Source organism: Streptomyces sp. NPDC057486, assembly GCF_042802415.1.
Taxonomy (GTDB): Bacteria; Actinomycetota; Actinomycetes; order Streptomycetales; family Streptomycetaceae; genus Streptomyces; species Streptomyces yanii.
In genome coordinates, this window is sequence record NZ_JBHVEE010000173.1 from 1 (window position 1) to 19,189 (window position 19,189).

18 protein-coding genes are annotated in these 19,189 nt (G+C 70.0%); 17 read left to right on the plus strand and 1 reads right to left on the minus strand.

Translation table 11 applies throughout. The features are described from left to right. The first annotated feature begins 163 nt into the window (after positions 1-163). The 4 genes from ACFU6I_RS42995 to nusB all read left to right on the plus strand — a co-directional run bounded on the left by ACFU6I_RS42995 (position 164) and on the right by nusB (position 3,254). A complete protein-coding gene (locus tag ACFU6I_RS42995; protein WP_384378329.1) occupies positions 164-997 on the plus strand; it encodes a Pro-rich N-terminal domain-containing protein in 834 nt (277 codons plus the stop codon). Between the two features lie 97 nt (positions 998-1,094). Then, positions 1,095-2,204, plus strand: coding sequence for an aminopeptidase P family protein (locus tag ACFU6I_RS43000; protein ID WP_384378332.1), 1,110 nt, complete (start codon positions 1,095-1,097; stop codon positions 2,202-2,204). Between the two features lie 49 nt (positions 2,205-2,253). Next, on the plus strand, positions 2,254-2,820 hold the full coding sequence (gene efp, locus ACFU6I_RS43005; RefSeq protein ID WP_030918902.1) for an elongation factor P: 567 nt from the start codon (positions 2,254-2,256) through the stop codon (positions 2,818-2,820). A 2-nt stretch (positions 2,821-2,822) separates the two neighbouring features. Further along, positions 2,823-3,254, plus strand: a complete 432-nt coding sequence (nusB, locus tag ACFU6I_RS43010) for a transcription antitermination factor NusB (protein ID WP_384378335.1) — start codon at positions 2,823-2,825, stop codon at positions 3,252-3,254. 795 nt (positions 3,255-4,049) lie between these two features. Here the strand turns inward: nusB and bldD are convergent. Beyond that, on the minus strand, positions 4,050-4,550 hold the full coding sequence (gene bldD, locus ACFU6I_RS43015; RefSeq protein ID WP_014044812.1) for a transcriptional regulator BldD: 501 nt from the start codon (positions 4,548-4,550) through the stop codon (positions 4,050-4,052). Between the two features lie 196 nt (positions 4,551-4,746). On the opposite strand from bldD, the gene pyrR reads away from it, so the two are divergent. The 13 genes from pyrR (at position 4,747) to metK (ending at position 19,143) form a co-directional block, all read left to right on the plus strand. Then, positions 4,747-5,331 (plus strand): bifunctional pyr operon transcriptional regulator/uracil phosphoribosyltransferase PyrR, encoded by a 585-nt coding sequence (gene pyrR, locus ACFU6I_RS43020; RefSeq protein WP_384035578.1) that lies wholly within the window; start codon positions 4,747-4,749, stop codon positions 5,329-5,331. An 82-nt stretch (positions 5,332-5,413) separates the two neighbouring features. Continuing rightward, complete coding sequence (locus ACFU6I_RS43025; protein ID WP_345513202.1) at positions 5,414-6,415, plus strand: aspartate carbamoyltransferase catalytic subunit; 1,002 nt, start codon at positions 5,414-5,416, stop codon at positions 6,413-6,415. 2 nt (positions 6,416-6,417) lie between these two features. Then, positions 6,418-7,731 carry a dihydroorotase gene (locus ACFU6I_RS43030; protein ID WP_384378339.1) on the plus strand — a complete coding sequence of 438 codons (1,314 nt, stop codon included), beginning with the start codon at positions 6,418-6,420 and terminating at the stop codon, positions 7,729-7,731. Then, positions 7,728-8,306: a hypothetical protein gene (locus tag ACFU6I_RS43035; protein WP_266987967.1), complete on the plus strand. Its 579-nt coding sequence runs from the start codon at positions 7,728-7,730 to the stop codon at positions 8,304-8,306. Before ACFU6I_RS43030 ends, ACFU6I_RS43035 begins: the two co-directional genes overlap by 4 nt. Continuing rightward, positions 8,303-9,445, plus strand: coding sequence for a glutamine-hydrolyzing carbamoyl-phosphate synthase small subunit (carA, locus tag ACFU6I_RS43040; protein WP_384378341.1), 1,143 nt, complete (start codon positions 8,303-8,305; stop codon positions 9,443-9,445). Before ACFU6I_RS43035 ends, carA begins: the two co-directional genes overlap by 4 nt. Beyond that, positions 9,438-12,746, plus strand: coding sequence for a carbamoyl-phosphate synthase large subunit (gene carB / locus ACFU6I_RS43045; protein WP_384378344.1), 3,309 nt, complete (start codon positions 9,438-9,440; stop codon positions 12,744-12,746). Before carA ends, carB begins: the two co-directional genes overlap by 8 nt. A gap of 56 nt (positions 12,747-12,802) precedes the next feature. Continuing rightward, positions 12,803-13,912, plus strand: a complete 1,110-nt coding sequence (locus tag ACFU6I_RS43050) for a quinone-dependent dihydroorotate dehydrogenase (RefSeq protein WP_384378347.1) — start codon at positions 12,803-12,805, stop codon at positions 13,910-13,912. Beyond that, positions 13,909-14,748, plus strand: a complete 840-nt coding sequence (gene pyrF / locus ACFU6I_RS43055; protein WP_384378350.1) for an orotidine-5'-phosphate decarboxylase — start codon at positions 13,909-13,911, stop codon at positions 14,746-14,748. Before ACFU6I_RS43050 ends, pyrF begins: the two co-directional genes overlap by 4 nt. A gap of 244 nt (positions 14,749-14,992) precedes the next feature. Continuing rightward, the gene (locus ACFU6I_RS43060; RefSeq protein WP_014157387.1) at positions 14,993-15,316 is read left to right on the plus strand and encodes an integration host factor; all 324 of its coding nucleotides are present in this window, start codon (positions 14,993-14,995) and stop codon (positions 15,314-15,316) included. Between the two features lie 38 nt (positions 15,317-15,354). After that, positions 15,355-15,972, plus strand: coding sequence for a guanylate kinase (gene gmk, locus ACFU6I_RS43065; protein ID WP_376341605.1), 618 nt, complete (start codon positions 15,355-15,357; stop codon positions 15,970-15,972). An 83-nt stretch (positions 15,973-16,055) separates the two neighbouring features. Then, complete coding sequence (rpoZ, locus tag ACFU6I_RS43070; protein ID WP_037695306.1) at positions 16,056-16,328, plus strand: DNA-directed RNA polymerase subunit omega; 273 nt, start codon at positions 16,056-16,058, stop codon at positions 16,326-16,328. A gap of 147 nt (positions 16,329-16,475) precedes the next feature. Continuing rightward, positions 16,476-17,687 (plus strand): bifunctional phosphopantothenoylcysteine decarboxylase/phosphopantothenate--cysteine ligase CoaBC, encoded by a 1,212-nt coding sequence (gene coaBC, locus ACFU6I_RS43075; protein ID WP_384378353.1) that lies wholly within the window; start codon positions 16,476-16,478, stop codon positions 17,685-17,687. Between the two features lie 232 nt (positions 17,688-17,919). Continuing rightward, positions 17,920-19,143: a methionine adenosyltransferase gene (gene metK, locus ACFU6I_RS43080; protein ID WP_384378356.1), complete on the plus strand. Its 1,224-nt coding sequence runs from the start codon at positions 17,920-17,922 to the stop codon at positions 19,141-19,143. Positions 19,144-19,189 lie beyond the last annotated feature (46 nt).

The window sequence follows — 19,189 nt, forward strand, 5'->3', positions numbered from 1 at the left end:
GGGGCCCCGGGGGGCCGCACCCGCGCCCCCGGGGGCACTCCGGACCGTCCCCGACCGTTCCCTGTGTGACGGCCGGGAGGCGGCACCTCCCAGCGGTGGCCGGGGGAGGTACGGTTGCCGTTCCACCAGCGCCAGTTGCCTGTACGAGACGGAGTGGCACCGGATGCAGCATGCAGTGGGGGCCCCGCTGCCGCCGCCACAAGGACCCGGAAACGGACCTGCCGGCTGGACGCACCAGGCCCAGCACCCCGGCCACCCCGGTCCGCCGGGGCCGCCGCCGCCACCACCTCCTCCTCCCGCGCCCCAGGGCCCCGGCTGGACGGGCCCCGCCCCGCACCACGCCCCGGCGCCCGTGTCCCGGGAGACCACCGGGCACATCCAGCTGCCGCCCGGCGGCCCCGTGCCGCTGCCCGCACCACCCGCCGAGCCCGGCACGGGCACGGCGACGCTCGCCGTCCTCCTGATCGGCCCCGCGGGCGCGGGCAAGACGACCGTGGCCAAACTGTGGGCCGGCCGCCGCCGCGTTCCCACCGCCCACGTCAGCCTCGACGACGTCCGTGAATGGGTCCGCTCCGGCTTCGCCGACCCGCAGACCGGGTGGAACGACCACTCGGAAGCCCAGTACCGCCTGGCCCGTCGCACCTGCGGCTTCGCCGCCCGTAATTTCCTGGCCAACGGGATCTCCTGCATCCTCGACGACGCGGTCTTCCCGGACCGCCCCGTCGTGGGCCTGGGCGGCTGGAAGCGTCATGTGGGGCCGGGGCTTCTGCCCGTGGTGCTCCTGCCCGGCCTGGAGGTCGTGCTGGAGCGCAATGCCGCCCGCAGCGGCAACCGCCGCCTCTCGGACGAGGAGGTCGCCCGGATCCACGGACGGATGGCGGGCTGGTACGGCTCGGGGCTGCCGATCATCGACAACTCGACGTACGACGTGGAGACCACGGCTCGCGTCCTCGACGACATACTCGCCCGCTCGATAGCCAGTCCGCCGGCCTGGTGACGCGAGGCCGGCCCCGGTCTCCGGTCGGGTGACGGCAGGCCCCCCGGTCGGATGCGCTGACCGGGCGGACCGGCGCCCCCGCTCGTAGGCTCGTGGCATGTCAGAGGTGTACGCCGTCCGGCGCGGGCTCCTCCGCGACCGGTGCGCCGCCGTCGGATCCGCGGCCGTCCTGGTCTCCCGCCCCGCCAACGTCCGCTATCTCGCGGGCGGAGCGCCCCCGGGTGCCGTGCTGCTGCTCGGCCCCGACGAGGACGTTCTGCTCTGCCCGCGCGCGCCGACCGGCGAACCCGACCCCGGGCACACCGACGACGAGCTGCGGCTGGTCCTGCTGCCCCCCTCCGGCGGCGAAGACCCGGCGGTCGCCGCAGCCGAGCTGGCCACCACCTCCGGCGCGGAATCGCTGGCCGTCGAGGAACACGATCTGACGGTCTCCCGCCACCGAGCCATGGGCTCGGTGGCCCCGCGGCTACGGCTGACCGATCTCGGCACCACGGTCGAGCAGCTGCGCATCGTCAAGGACGAGGAGGAGATCGCCTGTCTGCGGATCGCCGCCGAGATCACCGACCAGGCTCTCGGCGAACTCCTCGAATCGATTCTGGTCGGCCGCACCGAACGGCACCTCGCCCTGGAACTGGAACGGCGGCTGGTGGACCACGGCGCCGACGGCCCCGCCTTCGCCACCTCGGTCGCCACCGGACCCAACTCGGGTCAGGGCCGCCACCGGCCCTCGGACCGGCGCGTGGAGGAGGGAGATTTCCTCTCCGTCTGTCTCGGCGCGAACTATCGTGGCTACCGGTGCGAGATCGGCCGTACATTTGTCATCGGGACCGCGCCGGCCGCCTGGCAGATCGATCTGTACGACCTGGTTTTCGCCGCTCAGCGGGCCGGACGCGAGGCTCTCGTGCCGGGCGCGGCATACCGCGATGTGGACCGCGCGGCCCGGCATCTCCTGGACTCCGCAGGCCACGGAGAGTGCCTCGCACCCTGGACCGGGCACGGTGTGGGACTCGAAATCGACGAGGACCCGCAGCTGGCACCGGCAGCCATGGGTAAACTGGACGCTTGTGTGCCGGTCACCGTCGAACCGGGGGTCCACCTCCCGGGCCGGGGCGGGGTCCGGATCGATGACACGCTCGTCGTGCGCCCCGAGGCGGACGGCGGACCCGAGCTACTCACCATTACGACCAAGGAGCTGCTCGCGCTCTAGCGCGCATCCTTGGCCGTCCACCAGCTTCAGTCCAGGAGATTCCGCAACCGTGGCTTCCACGAACGACCTCAAGAACGGCCTGGTGCTCAAGCTCGACGGAGGCCAGCTCTGGTCCGTCGTCGAGTTCCAGCACGTCAAGCCCGGCAAGGGCCCGGCTTTCGTGCGCACCAAGCTCAAGAACGTGCTCTCCGGCAAGGTCGTCGACAAGACGTTCAACGCCGGCGTGAAGGTCGAGACGGCCACCATTGACCGCCGCGACATGCAGTTCTCGTACATGGACGGCGAGTACTTCGTCTTCATGGACATGGACACGTACGACCAGCTGATGGTCGACCGCAAGGCTGTCGGCGACGCCGCCAACTTCCTCATCGAGGGCTTCACGGCCTCCGTGGCCCAGCACGAGGGCGAGGTGCTCTACGTCGAGCTGCCGGCCGCCGTCGAGCTGACCATCCAGCACACCGACCCGGGCGTGCAGGGTGACCGCTCCACCGGTGGCACCAAGCCCGCCACGCTGGAGACCGGTTACGAGATCGGCGTCCCGCTCTTCATCACCACCGGTGAGAAGATCAAGGTCGACACCCGCACGGGCGACTACCTCGGCCGGGTGAACAGCTAACCGTGGCTGCCCGGAACACGGCCCGCAAGCGCGCCTTCCAGATTCTCTTCGAGGCCGACCAGCGCGGTGAGTCCGTGCAGACGGTCCTCGCGGACTGGGTCCGGCACTCGCGGTCCGACACCCGTCAGCCGCCGGTCACCGAGTACACGATGGAGCTCGTCGAGGGGTACGCGCAGTACGCCGAGCGGATCGACGAGCTCATCGTCACCTACGCCGTGGACTGGGAGATCGACCGCATGCCGGTCGTCGACCGGAACATCCTGCGGCTCGGTGCGTACGAGCTGATCTGGGTGGACGGGACGCCGGACGCGGTGGTCATCGACGAGGCGGTGCAGCTTGCCAAGGAGTTCTCCACGGATGACTCCCCAGCCTTTGTGAACGGGCTGCTCGCCCGGTTCAAGGACCTCAAGCCGAACCTTCGCCGCGAGGCGTAGGCTGCGGCGGCGTTCAGCCCACGAAGGGCCCACGGTCGGGTGACCGTGGGCCCTTCGGCATGGTGCGGGGCCCCTGGGCGGGGCGGGGCGTGGTGCGGGGCCCCGGTCCGGGGCGGGCGTTGCGTGGTGCGGGGCCCCTGGGCGGGGCGTTGTGTGGTGGGGTGCCCCGGTCCGGGGTGGCCGGTTCCGTCCTCAATCGCCGGACGGGCTTGATGGGTGCGTCTGGGCCCTGGTGGGACGGTCGCCTGCTCCGGTGGGTGGTGGTCCGGGGCCTTTCCGGGGTGTCTCCTCGGGCGACGGACGTTCGGCGGGTACGTGGGGGAGCTCGGGTCTTTGTCCGTCGCCCTGCGGGGACTCCCCTGCACGGCCCCGGACCGGCCGTCGTGCGTCAGCGGCCGGTGTGCGCTGCTGTCAGGGCCGCCGGGTGGTGGGCGCGGGTGATGCCCGGGTGGGGCCGTGCAGGGGGGTCCCCGCAGGGGCTGGCGTACGTGCCGGGTTCGTCCGTGTTGCGGGCTTCCGCGCCAGTCCTGAGGAGACGCCCCGGAGGGGCCCCGCCCGCCCCACCACCGCACAGTGCGGCGGCGCCCCCGGGACACGGCGCCGAAAATCCAGCCCGTCCGGCGATTGAGGACGGAACCCCGCGCCCCGGACCCGGGTGCGAAAACCGCACCGCCCCCGCGGTGCCCCGCACCGCCCCCCGGACCGGGGTAGAAAAAACGCCGGGCTGCAGGGCCCGAAAAGGCGCCTGGCAACCCGGCGGTACGTTTCTGCTGGCCGGGGCTTCAGCCCCGGACGTCAGCCTTCCTCGTGGGCAACGGCGCGACGCGCGTCCGCGTCCAGCACGCCCCAGCTGATCAACTGTTCCGTGAGCACGGACGGCGACTGGTCGTAGATCACGGCCAGCGTGCGCAGGTCGTCCTGGCGGATCGAGAGCACCTTGCCGTTGTAGTCACCGCGCTGGCTCTGGATCGTCGCGGCGTAGCGCTGCAGCGGTCCGGCCTTCTCCGGCGGGACGTGGGCGAGCCGCTCCAGGTCCAGGACGAGCTTCGGCGGCGGCTCTGCGGCCCCGCCCGGCGTCGTACCGGGCAGAAGCTCCTGCACCGGGACCCCGTAGAAGTCCGCCAGCTCGGCGAGGCGCTGTACGGTGACGGCGCGGTCGCCACGCTCGTACGAACCGACCACGACGGCCTTCCAGCGGCCCTGGGACTTCTCCTCCACGCCATGGAGGGAGAGGCCCTGCTGGGTGCGGATGGCACGGAGCTTGGCCCCGAGCTGTTTTGCGTATTCGCTGGACATAAGGCTCCCCGGACGAAGTCTGGTAACTCACTGTGAGGTTACGCAGCGTTACTTGGATGCGTCAAGCCGAATGGTCCGGACCGGCACCTCCCGGGGGTGCGACCAGGGGCTGGTACAAGCCCTGGTAACGTTGATGACGCAATTTCGACGTCCTTTAAGGTCCGTCCAGTGAGGCGGAGAAGGAGGTCCGTTTCTTATGGACGCACAGCACGAAGCCACCGGCAATGCGGCACGCCCCGTTCTGGAGGCTCCCGACATTGCCCGAGTACTGACCCGCATCGCCCACGAGATCGTCGAACGCGCCAAGGGCGCCGACGACGTGGTCCTGCTCGGCATCCCGACCCGAGGTGTCTTTCTCGCCCGTCGGCTCGCCGACAAGCTCCAGGAGATCACCGGCCGGAAGATGCCGGTCGGCTCCCTCGACATCACCATGTACCGCGACGACCTGCGGCTGCGCCCGGCGCGCGCCCTGGCCCGCACCGAGATCCCCGGCGAGGGCATCGAGGGCCGCCTGGTCGTCCTGGTGGACGATGTTCTCTTCTCCGGCCGCACGATCCGCGCCGCGCTCGACGCGCTCGGCGACATCGGCCGGCCCCGCGCGGTGCAGCTTGCGGTCCTCGTCGACCGAGGCCACCGCGAGCTCCCGATCCGTGCCGACTACGTCGGCAAGAACCTCCCCACGTCGCTGCGGGAGACGGTCAAGGTCCAGCTCGCCGAGGAGGACGGCCGTGACGCCGTACTGCTCGGTGTCCAGCAGACCGTCCCGGCGGGCGAGCAGTAGCTGCACCCATTCCGTACGACGCACCGGTCGTACGACAGCTTCCGCGCGCCCGCATGCCTGAACTCTCCAGGAGAACACCCAGATGAAGCGTCACCTCATCTCGGCCGCCGACCTCACCCGCGACGACGCCGTCCTGATCCTCGACACCGCCGAGGAGATGGCCCGGGTAGCGGACCGGCCGATCAAGAAACTCCCGACCCTGCGCGGCCGTACCGTCGTCAACCTCTTCTTCGAGGACTCGACGCGCACCCGCATCTCCTTCGAGGCCGCCGCCAAGCGCCTCTCCGCCGATGTCATCAACTTCTCCGCGAAGGGCTCGTCGGTCTCCAAGGGCGAGTCGCTCAAGGACACCGCGCTGACCCTGGAGGCGATGGGCGCCGACGCCGTCGTCATCCGGCACGGTGCATCCGGCGCCCCGTACCGCCTCGCGACGTCCGGCTGGATCGACGGAGCCGTCGTCAACGCCGGTGACGGCACCCATGAGCACCCCACCCAGGCGTTGCTCGACGCGTTCACCATGCGTCGTCGGCTGGTCGGCGCCGACGCCGGCCTGGGCCGGGACCTGGACGGACGGCGGATCACCATCGTCGGCGACATCCTGCACAGCCGGGTGGCCCGCTCCAATGTCCACCTGCTGCACACGCTCGGCGCCCATGTCACCCTGGTGGCCCCGCCGACCCTCGTGCCGGTGGGTGTGGAGCAGTGGCCCTGCGAGGTCAGCTACAGCCTCGACGAGGTGCTGCCGAAGTCCGACGCGGTGATGATGCTGCGTGTGCAGCGCGAACGGATGAACGCCGCGTACTTCCCGACCGAGCGCGAGTACTCCCGCCGCTACGGCCTGGACGGCGATCGCATGGCGAGGATGCCGGAGCACGCCATTGTCATGCACCCCGGCCCGATGGTCCGCGGCATGGAGATCACCGCCGAGGTCGCCGACTCCGACCGCTGCACGGCCGTCGAGCAGGTCGCCAACGGTGTCTCCATCCGGATGGCGGTGCTCTATCTGCTGCTGGGTGGGTCCGAGCCCGCCACCACCCTTGATCGAAGCGCTGCGCGCCCCGCTGATTCCGAGGAGAACAAGTAATCATGAGCAAGATCCTTATCCGCGGCGCGAAGGTACTCGGCGGCGAGCCCCAGGACGTCCTGATCGACGGCGAGACCATTGCCGCCACCGCCCGGCAGGGCGAAATCGACTGGAGTGGTGTCGGTATCGATGCCGGCGACGCGACCGTCGTCGAAGCCGAGGGGCAGGTTCTGCTGCCCGGTCTGGTCGACCTGCACACCCATTTGCGTGAGCCCGGGCGCGAGGACTCCGAGACCGTTCTCACCGGCACCAAGGCGGCGGCGGTCGGTGGCTTCACCGCCGTGCACGCCATGGCCAACACCTTCCCGGTCGCCGACACCGCCGGTGTCGTGGAGCAGGTCTGGCGGCTCGGCAAGGAGTCCGGCTACTGCGACGTGCAGCCGATCGGCGCCGTCACCGTCGGGCTGGAGGGCAAGCAGCTCGCCGAGCTCGGCGCCATGCACGATTCGGCCGCTGGAGTGAAAGTCTTCTCCGACGACGGCAAGTGCGTCGACGACGCGGTGATCATGCGGCGCGCGCTGGAGTACGTGAAGGCGTTCGACGGTGTCGTCGCCCAGCACGCCCAGGAGCCCCGCCTGACCGAGGGCGCCCAGATGAACGAGGGCATCGTCTCGGCCGAACTCGGTCTCGGAGGATGGCCGGCCGTCGCCGAGGAGTCGATCATCGCCCGCGACGTTCTCCTCGCCGCCCACGTCGGCTCCCGGGTGCACATCTGCCACCTGTCGACCGCCGGCTCGGTGGAGATCGTCCGCTGGGCCAAGTCCAAGGGCTGGAACGTGACCGCCGAGGTCACCCCGCACCACCTGCTCCTCACCGACGAGCTCGTACGGTCGTACAACCCGGTCTACAAGGTGAACCCGCCGCTGCGCACCGAGGCCGACGTGCTGGCCCTGCGCGAGGCGCTCGCCGACGGCACGATCGACTGCGTCGCCACCGACCACGCCCCGCACCCGCACGAGGACAAGGACTGCGAGTGGGCCGCGGCCGCCATGGGCATGGTGGGTCTGGAGACCGCGCTCTCCGTCGTCCAGCAGACGATGGTCGAGACGGGACTCCTCGACTGGGCGGGCGTCGCCGACCGGATGTCGTTCCGCCCGGCCGCCATCGGCCGGCTCGACGGACACGGCCGCCCCGTCTCGGCCGGTGAGCCTGCCAACCTCACGCTGGTCGATCCGGCATACCGTGGAGTCGTGGACCCCGCGGGCTTCGCCTCCCGCAGCCGCAACACCCCGTACGAGGGGCGCGAGCTGCCGGGGCGCGTCACCCATACGTTCCTGCGGGGCCGTGCCACGGTCGTCGACGGGAAGCTCGCGTGACATCACTGACCCCCCTGTACCAGCTGGCCGCCGAGCAGAAGTCGGCGGACGTGACCGACTGGTCCGCCCGCATCAGCTGGGTGATCGGACTGATCGTCTTCATCGCCTTCATCTACTGGCTGATGCGCCAGGGGTGGAAGTGGCGGGGGAGCCTGCAGTCCGATCTGCCGGAGCTGCCCGCCACGCCGGAGGGGTACGCCGACGGCGAGCCGCTGCTGACGATGACCGGCCGTTACCACGCCTCGACGACCGCCGGGCAGTGGCTCGACCGGATCGTCGCCCATGGCCTCGGTACCCGCAGCCGCGTGGAGCTCACGCTGACCGAGCAGGGACTCGACGTCGTACGCCCCGGAGCAGCCGACTTCTTCGTCCCGGCCGCGCAGCTGCGTGACGCCCGGCTCGACAAGGGCATCGCGGGCAAGGTCCTCCCGGAGGGCGGCCTGCTGATCATCACCTGGGCGCTCGGCGACAAGCTGATCGACTCCGGATTCCGCTCCGACCGCTCGGCCGAACACCCGGCCTGGGTCGACGCCATTCACCACCTCACCAGCACTACGGAAGGCACCGCACGATGACCATCTCCACCCGGGGAGCCGCCAAAGCTCCCGCCGTACTCGTCCTGGAGGACGGCCGCGCCTTCCGCGGCCGCGCCTACGGGGCCGTGGGGGAGACCTTCGGCGAGGCGGTGTTCTCCACCGGCATGACCGGCTACCAGGAGACCCTGACCGACCCCTCGTACCACCGCCAGGTCGTCGTGATGACCGCCCCGCACGTCGGCAACACCGGGGTGAACGACGAGGACCCCGAGTCCCAGCGGATCTGGGTCTCCGGCTACGTGGTGCGCGACCCCGCCCGGGTGCCGTCCAACTGGCGCTCGCAGCGTTCGCTCGACGAGGAGCTGGAGCGCCAGGGCGTCGTCGGCATCAGCGGCATCGACACCCGCGCCCTCACCCGCCACCTGCGCGAGCGCGGCGCCATGCGCGTCGGCATCTTCTCCGGCGACGCGGTCGCCGACGAGGCCACGCTGCTGGCCCGGGTGCTGGAAGCCCCGGAGATGGTGGGCGCCGACCTCTCCGCCGAGGTCGCGACCAAGGAGACGTACGTCGTCCCCGCGATCGGCACCAAGAAGTTCACCGTCGCCGCGATCGACCTCGGTATCAAGGGCATGACCCCGCACCGGATGGCCGAGCGCGGCATCGAGGTGCACGTCCTGCCCGCCACTGCCACCCTCGACGAGGTGTACGCGGTCCGGCCCGACGGAGTCTTCTTCTCCAACGGCCCCGGCGACCCGGCCACCGCCGACCATCCGGTCTCCGTCATGCAGGGCGTCCTGGAGCGGAAGACGCCGCTCTTCGGCATCTGCTTCGGCAACCAGATCCTGGGCCGCGCCCTCGGCTTCGGCACCTACAAGCTGAAGTACGGCCACCGCGGCATCAACCAGCCGGTGCAGGACCGCACGACCGGCAAGGTCGAGGTCACCGCGCACAACCACGGCTTCGCCGTCGACGCCCCGCTGGACAAGGTGTCGGAAACGAAGTTCGGCCGCGCCGAGGTCTCCCACGTCTGCCTGAACGACCAGGTCGTCGAGGGGCTGCAGCTCCTCGACCAGCCGGCCTTCAGCGTCCAGTACCACCCCGAAGCGGCCGCGGGCCCGCACGACGCCGCGTACCTCTTCGACCGCTTCGTTTCCCTGATGGAGGGCCAGCGTGCCTAAGCGCTCCGATATCCAGTCCGTCCTGGTCATCGGCTCCGGCCCGATCGTCATCGGTCAGGCCGCCGAGTTCGACTACTCCGGCACCCAGGCCTGCCGCGTTCTCAAGGCCGAGGGCCTGCGCGTCATCCTGGTGAACTCCAACCCGGCGACGATCATGACCGATCCGGAGATCGCCGACGCCACGTACGTCGAGCCGATCACCCCCGAGTTCGTCGAGAAGATCATCGCCAAGGAGCGCCCCGACGCGCTGCTCCCGACGCTGGGCGGCCAGACCGCGCTCAACACCGCGATCTCCATGCACGAGAACGGTGTCCTGGAGAAGTACGGCGTCGAGCTCATCGGCGCCAATGTCGAAGCCATCAACAAGGGCGAGGACCGCGACCTCTTCAAGGGCGTCGTCGAGGCCGTCAACGCGAAGATCGGCCACGGCGAGTCCGCCCGCTCGGTCATCTGCCACACGATGGACGACGTGATCCGGGGCGTGGACACGCTCGGCGGCTACCCCGTCGTCGTCCGCCCCTCCTTCACGATGGGCGGCGCCGGTTCCGGCTTCGCGCACGACGAGGAGGAGCTGCGCCGGATCGCCGGTCAGGGTCTCACGCTCTCCCCGACCACCGAGGTGCTCCTGGAGGAGTCCATCCTCGGCTGGAAGGAGTACGAGCTGGAGCTGATGCGCGACAAGCACGACAACGTCGTGGTCGTCTGCTCCATCGAGAACTTCGACCCGATGGGCGTCCACACGGGTGACTCGATCACCGTCGCCCCGGCGATGACGCTCACCGACCGCGAGTACCAGCGGCTGCGCGACATCGGCATCGCGATCATCCGCGAGGTCGGCGTCGACACCGGCGGCTGCAACATCCAGTTCGCCATCGACCCGACCGACGGCCGGGTCATCGTGATCGAGATGAACCCGCGCGTCTCCCGCTCCTCGGCACTGGCGTCGAAGGCCACCGGCTTCCCGATCGCCAAGATCGCCGCCAAGCTGGCCGTCGGCTACACGCTCGACGAGATCCCCAACGACATCACCGAGAAGACCCCGGCCTCCTTCGAGCCGACGCTCGACTACGTCGTCGTCAAGGCCCCGCGGTTCGCCTTCGAGAAGTTCCCGTCCGCCGACTCGACCCTCACCACCACCATGAAGTCGGTGGGCGAGGCCATGGCGATCGGCCGCAACTTCACCGAGGCGCTCCAGAAGGCGCTGCGCTCCCTGGAGAAGAAGGGCTCGCAGTTCGCCTTCACCGGTGAGCCCGGCGACAAGGCCGAGCTGCTGGCCGAGGCGGTCCGCCCGACCGACGGCCGGATCAACACGGTGATGCAGGCGATCCGGGCCGGCGCCACGCCGGAAGAAGTCTTCGACGCCACGAGGATCGACCCCTGGTTCGTCGACCAGCTCTTCCTGATCAAGGAGATCGCCGACGAGCTGGCCGCCGCCGACAAGCTCGGTCCCGAGCTGCTCGCCGAGGCCAAGCGGCACGGATTCTCCGATGTCCAGATCGCCGAGATCCGCGGTCTGCGCGAGGACGTCGTCCGTGAGGTGCGGCACGCGCTCGGCATTCGCCCCGTCTACAAGACGGTCGACACCTGCGCCGCCGAGTTCGCCGCGAAGACGCCGTACTTCTACTCCTCGTACGACGAGGAGAGCGAGGTCGCGACCCGCACCAAGCCCGCGGTGATCATCCTCGGCTCGGGCCCCAACCGCATCGGTCAGGGCATCGAGTTCGACTACTCCTGCGTCCACGCCTCCTTCGCGCTGAGCGACGCGGGCTACGAGACCGTGATGGTCAACTGCAACCCGGAGACCGTCTCCACCGACTACGACACCTCCGACCGCCTGTACTTCGAGCCGCTGACGCTCGAGGACGTGCTGGAGATCGTGCACGCCGAGTCCCTCGCGGGCCCGATCGCCGGTGTCATCGTCCAGCTCGGCGGCCAGACCCCGCTGGGTCTGTCGCAGGCGCTCAAGGACAACGGGGTGCCGGTCGTCGGCACCTCCCCTGAGGCGATCCACGCCGCCGAGGACCGCGGCGCGTTCGGCCGCGTCCTGGCCGAGGCCGGACTCCCGGCCCCGAAGCACGGCACCGCCACCACGTTCGCCGAGGCCAAGGGCATCGCCGACGAGATCGGTTACCCCGTCCTCGTACGCCCGTCGTACGTGCTCGGCGGACGCGGCATGGAGATCGTGTACGACGAGACGCGGCTGTCCTCGTACATCGCCGAGTCCACCGAGATCAGCCCCACCCGGCCGGTCCTGGTCGACCGCTTCCTCGACGACGCCATCGAGATCGACGTCGACGCGCTCTACGACGGCACCGAGCTCTACCTCGGCGGTGTCATGGAGCACATCGAGGAGGCCGGCATCCACTCCGGTGACTCCGCCTGTGCGCTGCCCCCGATCACCCTCGGCGGCTACGACATCAAGCGGCTGCGCGCCTCCACCGAGGGCATCGCCAAGGGCGTCGGCGTCCGTGGGCTGATCAACATCCAGTTCGCGCTCTCCGGCGACATCCTGTACGTCCTGGAGGCCAACCCGCGCGCCTCCCGCACCGTCCCCTTCACGTCGAAGGCGACCGCGGTGCCGCTCGCCAAGGCCGCCGCGCGCATCTCGCTGGGCGCGACCGTCGCCGAGCTCCGCGAGGAGGGCCTGCTGCCGAGGAACGGCGACGGCGGCACCCTGCCGCTCGACGCGCCGATCTCCGTCAAGGAGGCCGTCATGCCGTGGTCGCGGTTCCGCGACATCCACGGCCGCGGCGTCGACACGGTCCTGGGCCCGGAGATGCGCTCCACGGGTGAGGTCATGGGCATCGACTCGGTCTTCGGCACGGCGTACGCCAAGTCGCAGGCCGGCGCCTACGGCCCGCTGCCCACCAAGGGCCGTGCCTTCATCTCCGTCGCCAACCGCGACAAGCGCTCGATGATCTTCCCGGCCCGCGAGCTGGTCGCCCACGGCTTCGAGCTGATGGCCACCTCCGGCACCGCCGAGGTCCTCAAGCGCAACGGCATCAACGCCACCGTCGTGCGCAAGCAGTCCGAGGGCGAGGGCCCGAACGGCGAGAAGACCATCGTCCAGCTCATCCACGACGGTGAGGTCGACCTGATCGTCAACACGCCGTACGGGACGGGCGGCCGCCTCGACGGCTACGAGATCCGTACCGCGGCCGTGGCCCGCGCGGTGCCGTGCCTGACCACGGTCCAGGCGCTCGCCGCCGCTGTCCAGGGCATCGACGCGCTCACCCACGGAGACGTCGGCGTACGTTCCCTCCAGGAACACGCGGAACATCTGACCGCGGCCCGCGACTAGGCAGCCCAGCAGGGGGACACCGGAAACGGTGTCCCCCTCTCTGTGAGGACACTCCCATGTACAAGTTCTTCTTCCGGCTGGTCTTCAAGCGGATGGACCCGGAGCAGGCCCATTACCTGGCCTTCCGGTGGATCCGCCTCGCGGCCCGCACCCCGGTCCTGCGCACCTTCGTCGCCGCGGCGCTCGCCCCCCGCCACAAGGAGCTGCGCACCGAGGCCCTCGGCCTGCGCATGCACGGCCCGTTCGGTCTTGCCGCGGGCTTCGACAAGAACGCCGTCGCGATCGACGGCATGTCGATGCTCGGTTTCGACCACATCGAGATCGGTACGGTCACCGGCGAGCCGCAGCCCGGCAACCCCAAGAAGCGTCTCTTCCGCCTCGTGGCGGACCGGGCGCTGATCAACCGCATGGGGTTCAACAACGAGGGCTCCGCGGCCGTGGCCGAGCGCCTGGCCGCCCGTAACCCCGTTTTCCGGACGACGGTCGGTGTCAACATCGGCAAGACCAAGGTCGTGCCGGAGACCGAGGCCGTCGGCGACTACGTGAAGTCCACCGAGCGGCTGGCCCGCCACGCCGACTACCTCGTCGTCAACGTCTCCTCGCCCAACACGCCCGGTCTGCGCAACCTCCAGGCCACCGAGGCGCTGCGCCCGCTGCTCACCGCCGTGCGCGAGGCGGCCGACCGGACCGTCACCGACCGCCGGGTGCCGCTCCTCGTCAAGATCGCCCCCGACCTCGCCGACGAGGACGTCGACGCGGTCGCCGACCTCGCGGTCGAACTCGGCCTGGACGGCATCATCGCGACCAACACCACCATCGCCCGCGACGGCCTCGGGCTGAAGTCCTCGCCGTCGCTCGTCGAGGAGACCGGCGGACTCTCCGGGGCGCCCCTCAAGGCGCGCTCCCTGGAGGTCCTGCGGCGCCTCTACACGCGGGTCGGCGACGAGATCACCCTGGTGGGCGTCGGCGGCATCGAGACCGCCGAGGACGCCTGGCAGCGCATCCTCGCCGGCGCCACCCTCGTCCAGGGCTACAGCGCCTTCATCTACGAGGGTCCGTTCTACGCCCGCGCGATCCACAAGGGCCTGGCCGCCCGCCTCGCCACCTCCCCGTACGCCACCCTCGCCGAGGCCGTCGGCGCCGAGACCCGGAAGGCCACGAAGTGACTTGCGAACCCTTCGGCGCACGACTGCGCCGCGCCATGGACATCCGCGGGCCGCTCTGCGTCGGCATCGACCCGCATGCCTCGCTGCTCACCTCCTGGGGTCTCAACGACGACATCGCGGGCCTGGAGCGCTTCACGCGCACCGTCGTCGAGGCGCTGGCCGACCGGGTGGCCGTCCTCAAGCCGCAGTCTGCGTTCTTCGAGCGGTTCGGGTCGCGCGGCATCGCCGTCCTGGAGAAGGGCGTCGAGGAGGCGCGGGCGGCCGGCGCACTCGTCCTGATGGACGCCAAGCGCGGTGACATCGGCTCCACCATGGGCGCCTACGCGGCGACCTATCTGGACAAGGACTCGCCGCTGTTCTCCGACGCCCTCACCGTTTCGCCGTACCTCGGCTTCGGCTCGCTGCGTCCGGCGCTCGACGCGGCCGTCCTCTCCGGTGCGGGCGTCTTCGTCCTCGGACTCACGTCCAACCCCGAGGGCGCCGAGGTGCAGCGCGCCACCGCCGCGGACGGCCGGTCGCTGGCCCAGGTGATGCTCGACCACGTGGCCGCCGAGAACGAGGGCGCCGAGCCGCTCGGCTCGGTCGGCGTCGTGATCGGCGCCACGCTCGGCGACGCGGGCGTGGATCTGGCGGTCAACGGACCGCTGCTGGCCCCCGGCATCGGCGCCCAGGGCGCCACCCCCGCCGATCTGCCGGGTGTCTTCGGTGCCGCGGTGGGCAACGTGCTGCCGAGCGTGAGCCGGGGCGTGCTGCGCCACGGACCGGACGCGTCAGGGCTGCGCGAAGCCGCCGAACGGCTCACGGATGAGGTCCGTGCAGCCGTTCAGGAAAGCTGACCATGCCATGTAACAGCGTGTTGACGGAATCATGACCTGAAAACGCGGTTGTTATGTCTGAAATGTCCTGGTCGGCTCAGGCTGACCAGGACTTTTCGTCTGTTCTCGCTGACTCCGGCGGCCTTGGCCGCTAGTCTCCGTCGAGAGCCAACGTGCACAGGTTGTTCGTTGCTCACCAGGTGTGGGCCGATTAGGTTCCTCACCGGTCCGTATCCGACAGATCGACATCCGAGGTGACGTAGGCGTGGCTCTTCCGCCCCTTACCCCTGAACAGCGCGCAGCCGCGCTCGAAAAGGCCGCCGCGGCTCGCCGGGAGCGGGCCGAGGTCAAGAATCGACTCAAGCACTCCGGCGCCTCGCTCCACGAGGTCATCAAGCAGGGCCAGGAGAACGACGTCATCGGCAAGATGAAGGTCTCCGCCCTTCTGGAGTCCCTGCCCGGCGTGGGCAAGGTCCGCGCCAAGCAGATCATGGAGCGGCTCGGGATCTCCGAGAGCCGCCGTGTGCGGGGTCTCGGCTCCAACCAGATCGCTTCCTTGGAGCGAGAGTTCGGCGGCTCCGCCGCCTGACGTGCTCAGGCACCCCTGAGAACGGGGATAATCGCTCCATGGCTGCAACATCCCGGGGGACGTCCCCCGTACCCCCGGACGTACGTCCGCGGCTGACCGTGCTCTCCGGCCCCTCCGGAGTCGGCAAGAGCACGGTCGTCGCTCACATGCGCAAGGTGCACCCCGAGGTCTGGCTCTCGGTGTCGGCGACGACCCGCAAGCCGCGCCCCGGGGAGCGCAACGGTGTCCACTACTTCTTCGTGGACAACGACGAGTTCGACAAGCTGATCGCCAACGGCGAACTGCTGGAGTGGGCCGAATTCGCCGGCAACCGGTACGGCACACCGCGCCGCGCCGTGCTCGAACGTCTCGACGCGGGCGAGCCGGTCCTCCTGGAGATCGATCTTCAGGGGGCCCGGCTGGTCCGCCAGTCGATGTCCGACGCACGGCTGGTCTTCCTCGCCCCGCCGAGCTGGGACGAGCTGGTGCGCCGGCTCACCGGCCGCGGGACCGAGGCGCCCGAGGTGATCGAGCGTCGGCTTTCCGCCGCCAAGGTCGAGCTCGCCGCCGAATCCGAGTTCGATACGACGCTGGTCAACACCTCCGTCGAGGACGTATCACGTGAGCTGCTAGCCTTGATGCTTCAGGCTTCCGCCCGCCGTGACAGCAGCGCCTGAACCAGCCGAACCGGAGCACCACCCCGGCGGAATCCGCAGAATCAAAGTTTTCTTTGATCTTTACCCCCTTCGGAAGGCAGAGAGTGTCCTCTTCCATCACCACGCCCGAGGGCATCATCAACCCGCCGATTGATGAGCTCCTTGAGGCCACCGACTCGAAGTACAGCCTTGTGATCTACGCCGCCAAGCGCGCGCGTCAGATCAACGCGTACTACTCGCAGCTCGGCGAGGGCCTTCTCGAGTACGTCGGTCCGCTCGTCGACACCCACGTGCACGAGAAGCCGCTCTCGATCTCGCTCCGCGAGATCAACGCGGGCCTGCTGACCTCCGAGGCCATCGAGGGCCCCGCTCAGTAAGCAGGAACAGAGCACCTTCACCACAGGCCCGGCGGCCACCATCGCCGGGCCTGCGGTGTGTCCGGGGTCGTGGGGGTGCCTTCGGTGGCGTGAGGCAGCATGGGGGTTGTACGTGTCCGAGTACGTACCCGAGTGCGGGGAGACGCAGTGGAGAAGCCGAAGGTCGTTCTGGGGGTCAGCGGAGGTATCGCCGCCTACAAGGCGTGCGAGCTGCTGCGACGGCTGACCGAGTCGGGTCACGACGTACGGGTCGTCCCGACCGGGTCCGCGCTTCAGTTCGTGGGCGCCGCCACCTGGTCGGCGCTCTCCGGGCACCCGGTGTCGACCGAGGTGTGGAACGACGTCCACGAGGTGCCGCACGTCCGCATCGGGCAGGACGCCGACCTCGTCGTGGTCGCCCCCGCCACCGCCGACATGCTCGCCAAGGCCGCCCACGGTCTCGCCGACGACCTGCTCACCAACACGCTCCTCACCGCTCGCTGTCCGGTGGTCTTCGCGCCCGCCATGCACACCGAGATGTGGGAGCACCCCGCCACCCGGGAGAACGTCGCCACGCTGCGCCGGCGCGGTGCCGTCGTCATCGAGCCCGCCGTCGGCAGGCTCACCGGCGTCGACACCGGCAAGGGCCGGCTGCCCGATCCCGGCGAGATCTTCGAGGTCTGCCGCCGGGTGCTGGCCCGCGGGCCCGTCGCGCCGGACCTGGTGGGCCGCCATGTGGTGATCAGCGCGGGCGGTACGCGGGAGCCGCTCGACCCGGTCCGCTATCTCGGCAACCGCTCCTCCGGGAAGCAGGGGTACGCGCTGGCCCGTACCGCGGTCGCCCGCGGGGCCAGGGTCACGCTCATCGAGGCGAACACCGGACTGCCCGATCCGTCGGGCGCCGACGTCGTACGGGTCGGCACCGCGGTGCAGCTGCGAGAAGCGGTGCTGAAGGCCGCGTCCGACGCCGATGTCGTGGTGATGGCGGCCGCGGTCGCCGATTTCCGCCCGGCCGAGTACGCCGAGGGGAAGATCAAGAAGAAGGACGGCCAGGAGCCCGCTCCGATCGTGCTCGTCCGCAATCCGGACATCCTCGCCGAGGTCTCCGCCGAGAGGGCGACGCCGGACCAGATCGTCGTCGGGTTCGCCGCCGAGACCGACAACGTGCTCGCCAACGGCCGCGAGAAGCTCCTGCGCAAGGGGTGTGACCTGCTCGTCGTCAATGAGGTGGGGGAGCGCAAGACCTTCGGCTCCGAAGAGAACGAGGCGGTGGTCCTGGCGGCCGACGGCGGCGAGACCCCGGTGCCGTACGGGCCCAAGGAGGGGCTCGCCGACACGGTCTGGGATCTCGTGTCGGCACGCTTCTCGCCCCAGGCGTGATTAAGCTCTCATACCGGTGAAAAACCTTCCATATCCGGGCGTGAGTGGCTTCTCCGGAGGGTGATTCTCGTGCCGCGGACATCAGTGCCGCAGGTCACAGAACTCCCAAAGGGCGAGACACGTGGCCCGGCAGCCGACAGCGACCGATAAACTGATGCCGGACCGTGCCGGGCGCAGCTCCCGGCCGTCCGCCAATGATCAGCCAGCAGCCGCTGCAACCCCAGGGAGCGATGTGTCCCGCCGTCTCTTCACCTCGGAATCCGTTACCGAGGGTCACCCCGACAAGATCGCTGACCAGATCAGCGACACCATTCTCGACGCCCTCCTGCGCGAGGACCCGACTTCGCGCGTCGCCGTCGAGACCTTGATCACCACCGGTCTGGTGCACGTCGCGGGTGAGGTCACGACCAAGGCCTACGCCGACATTCCGACTCTGGTGCGCAACAAGATCCTGGAGATCGGCTACGACTCCTCGAAGAAGGGCTTCGACGGCGCCTCCTGCGGTGTCTCGGTGTCCATCGGCGCGCAGTCGCCCGACATCGCTCAGGGCGTCGACACCGCCTACGAGAAGCGGGTCGAGGGTGCCTCCCGCGGGGCTGAGGAGGACGAGCTCGACAAGCAGGGCGCGGGCGACCAGGGCCTGATGTTCGGCTACGCCTGCGACGAGACGCCCGAGCTCATGCCGCTCCCGGTCTACATCGCGCACCGGCTCTCCCGCCGGCTGTCCGAGGTCCGCAAGAACGGGACCATCCCGTACCTGCGCCCCGACGGCAAGACCCAGGTCACCATCGAGTACGACGGCGACAAGGCCGTCCGCCTCGACACCGTCGTCGTCTCCTCGCAGCACGCCAGCGACATCGACCTGGACTCGCTGCTCGCCCCCGACATCCGCGAGTTCGTCGTCGAGCACGTCCTCTCGCAGCTGATCGAGGACGGCATCAAGCTGGACACCGACGGCTACCGGCTGCTGGTCAACCCGACCGGCCGCTTCGAGATCGGCGGCCCGATGGGCGACGCCGGACTGACCGGCCGAAAGATCATCATCGACACGTACGGTGGCATGGCCCGCCACGGCGGCGGCGCCTTCTCGGGCAAGGACCCGTCGAAGGTCGACCGCTCGGCGGCGTACGCGATGCGCTGGGTCGCCAAGAACGTCGTCGCGGCGGGCCTCGCGGCCCGTTGCGAGGTGCAGGTCGCGTACGCGATCGGCAAGGCCGAGCCGGTGGGCCTGTTCGTCGAGACGTTCGGCACCGCCGCGGTCGAGACCGAGAAGATCGAGCATGCCATCGGCGAGGTCTTCGACCTCCGCCCGGCCGCGATCATCCGCGACCTCGACCTGCTGCGTCCGATCTACGCCCAGACCGCGGCGTACGGCCACTTCGGCCGTGAGCTCCCCGACTTCACCTGGGAGCGCACGGACCGCGTGGACGCACTGCGCAGGGCGGCCGGGTTGTAGGCCTGCCGCACCCGCTCTGTACGCCGGGGCCCGGACACCGCACGCG

Coding starts and splice junctions, on each gene's coding strand:
- ACFU6I_RS42995 (WP_384378329.1), top strand. CDS start 164: ATGCAGCATGCAGTGGGGGCCCCGCTGCCGCCGCCACAAGGACCCGGA.
- ACFU6I_RS43000 (WP_384378332.1), top strand. CDS start 1,095: ATGTCAGAGGTGTACGCCGTCCGGCGCGGGCTCCTCCGCGACCGGTGC.
- bldD (WP_014044812.1), bottom strand. CDS start 4,550: ATGTCCAGCGAATACGCAAAACAGCTCGGGGCCAAGCTCCGTGCCATC.
- pyrR (WP_384035578.1), top strand. CDS start 4,747: ATGGACGCACAGCACGAAGCCACCGGCAATGCGGCACGCCCCGTTCTG.
- ACFU6I_RS43025 (WP_345513202.1), top strand. CDS start 5,414: ATGAAGCGTCACCTCATCTCGGCCGCCGACCTCACCCGCGACGACGCC.
- ACFU6I_RS43030 (WP_384378339.1), top strand. CDS start 6,418: ATGAGCAAGATCCTTATCCGCGGCGCGAAGGTACTCGGCGGCGAGCCC.
- carA (WP_384378341.1), top strand. CDS start 8,303: ATGACCATCTCCACCCGGGGAGCCGCCAAAGCTCCCGCCGTACTCGTC.
- ACFU6I_RS43050 (WP_384378347.1), top strand. CDS start 12,803: ATGTACAAGTTCTTCTTCCGGCTGGTCTTCAAGCGGATGGACCCGGAG.
- gmk (WP_376341605.1), top strand. CDS start 15,355: ATGGCTGCAACATCCCGGGGGACGTCCCCCGTACCCCCGGACGTACGT.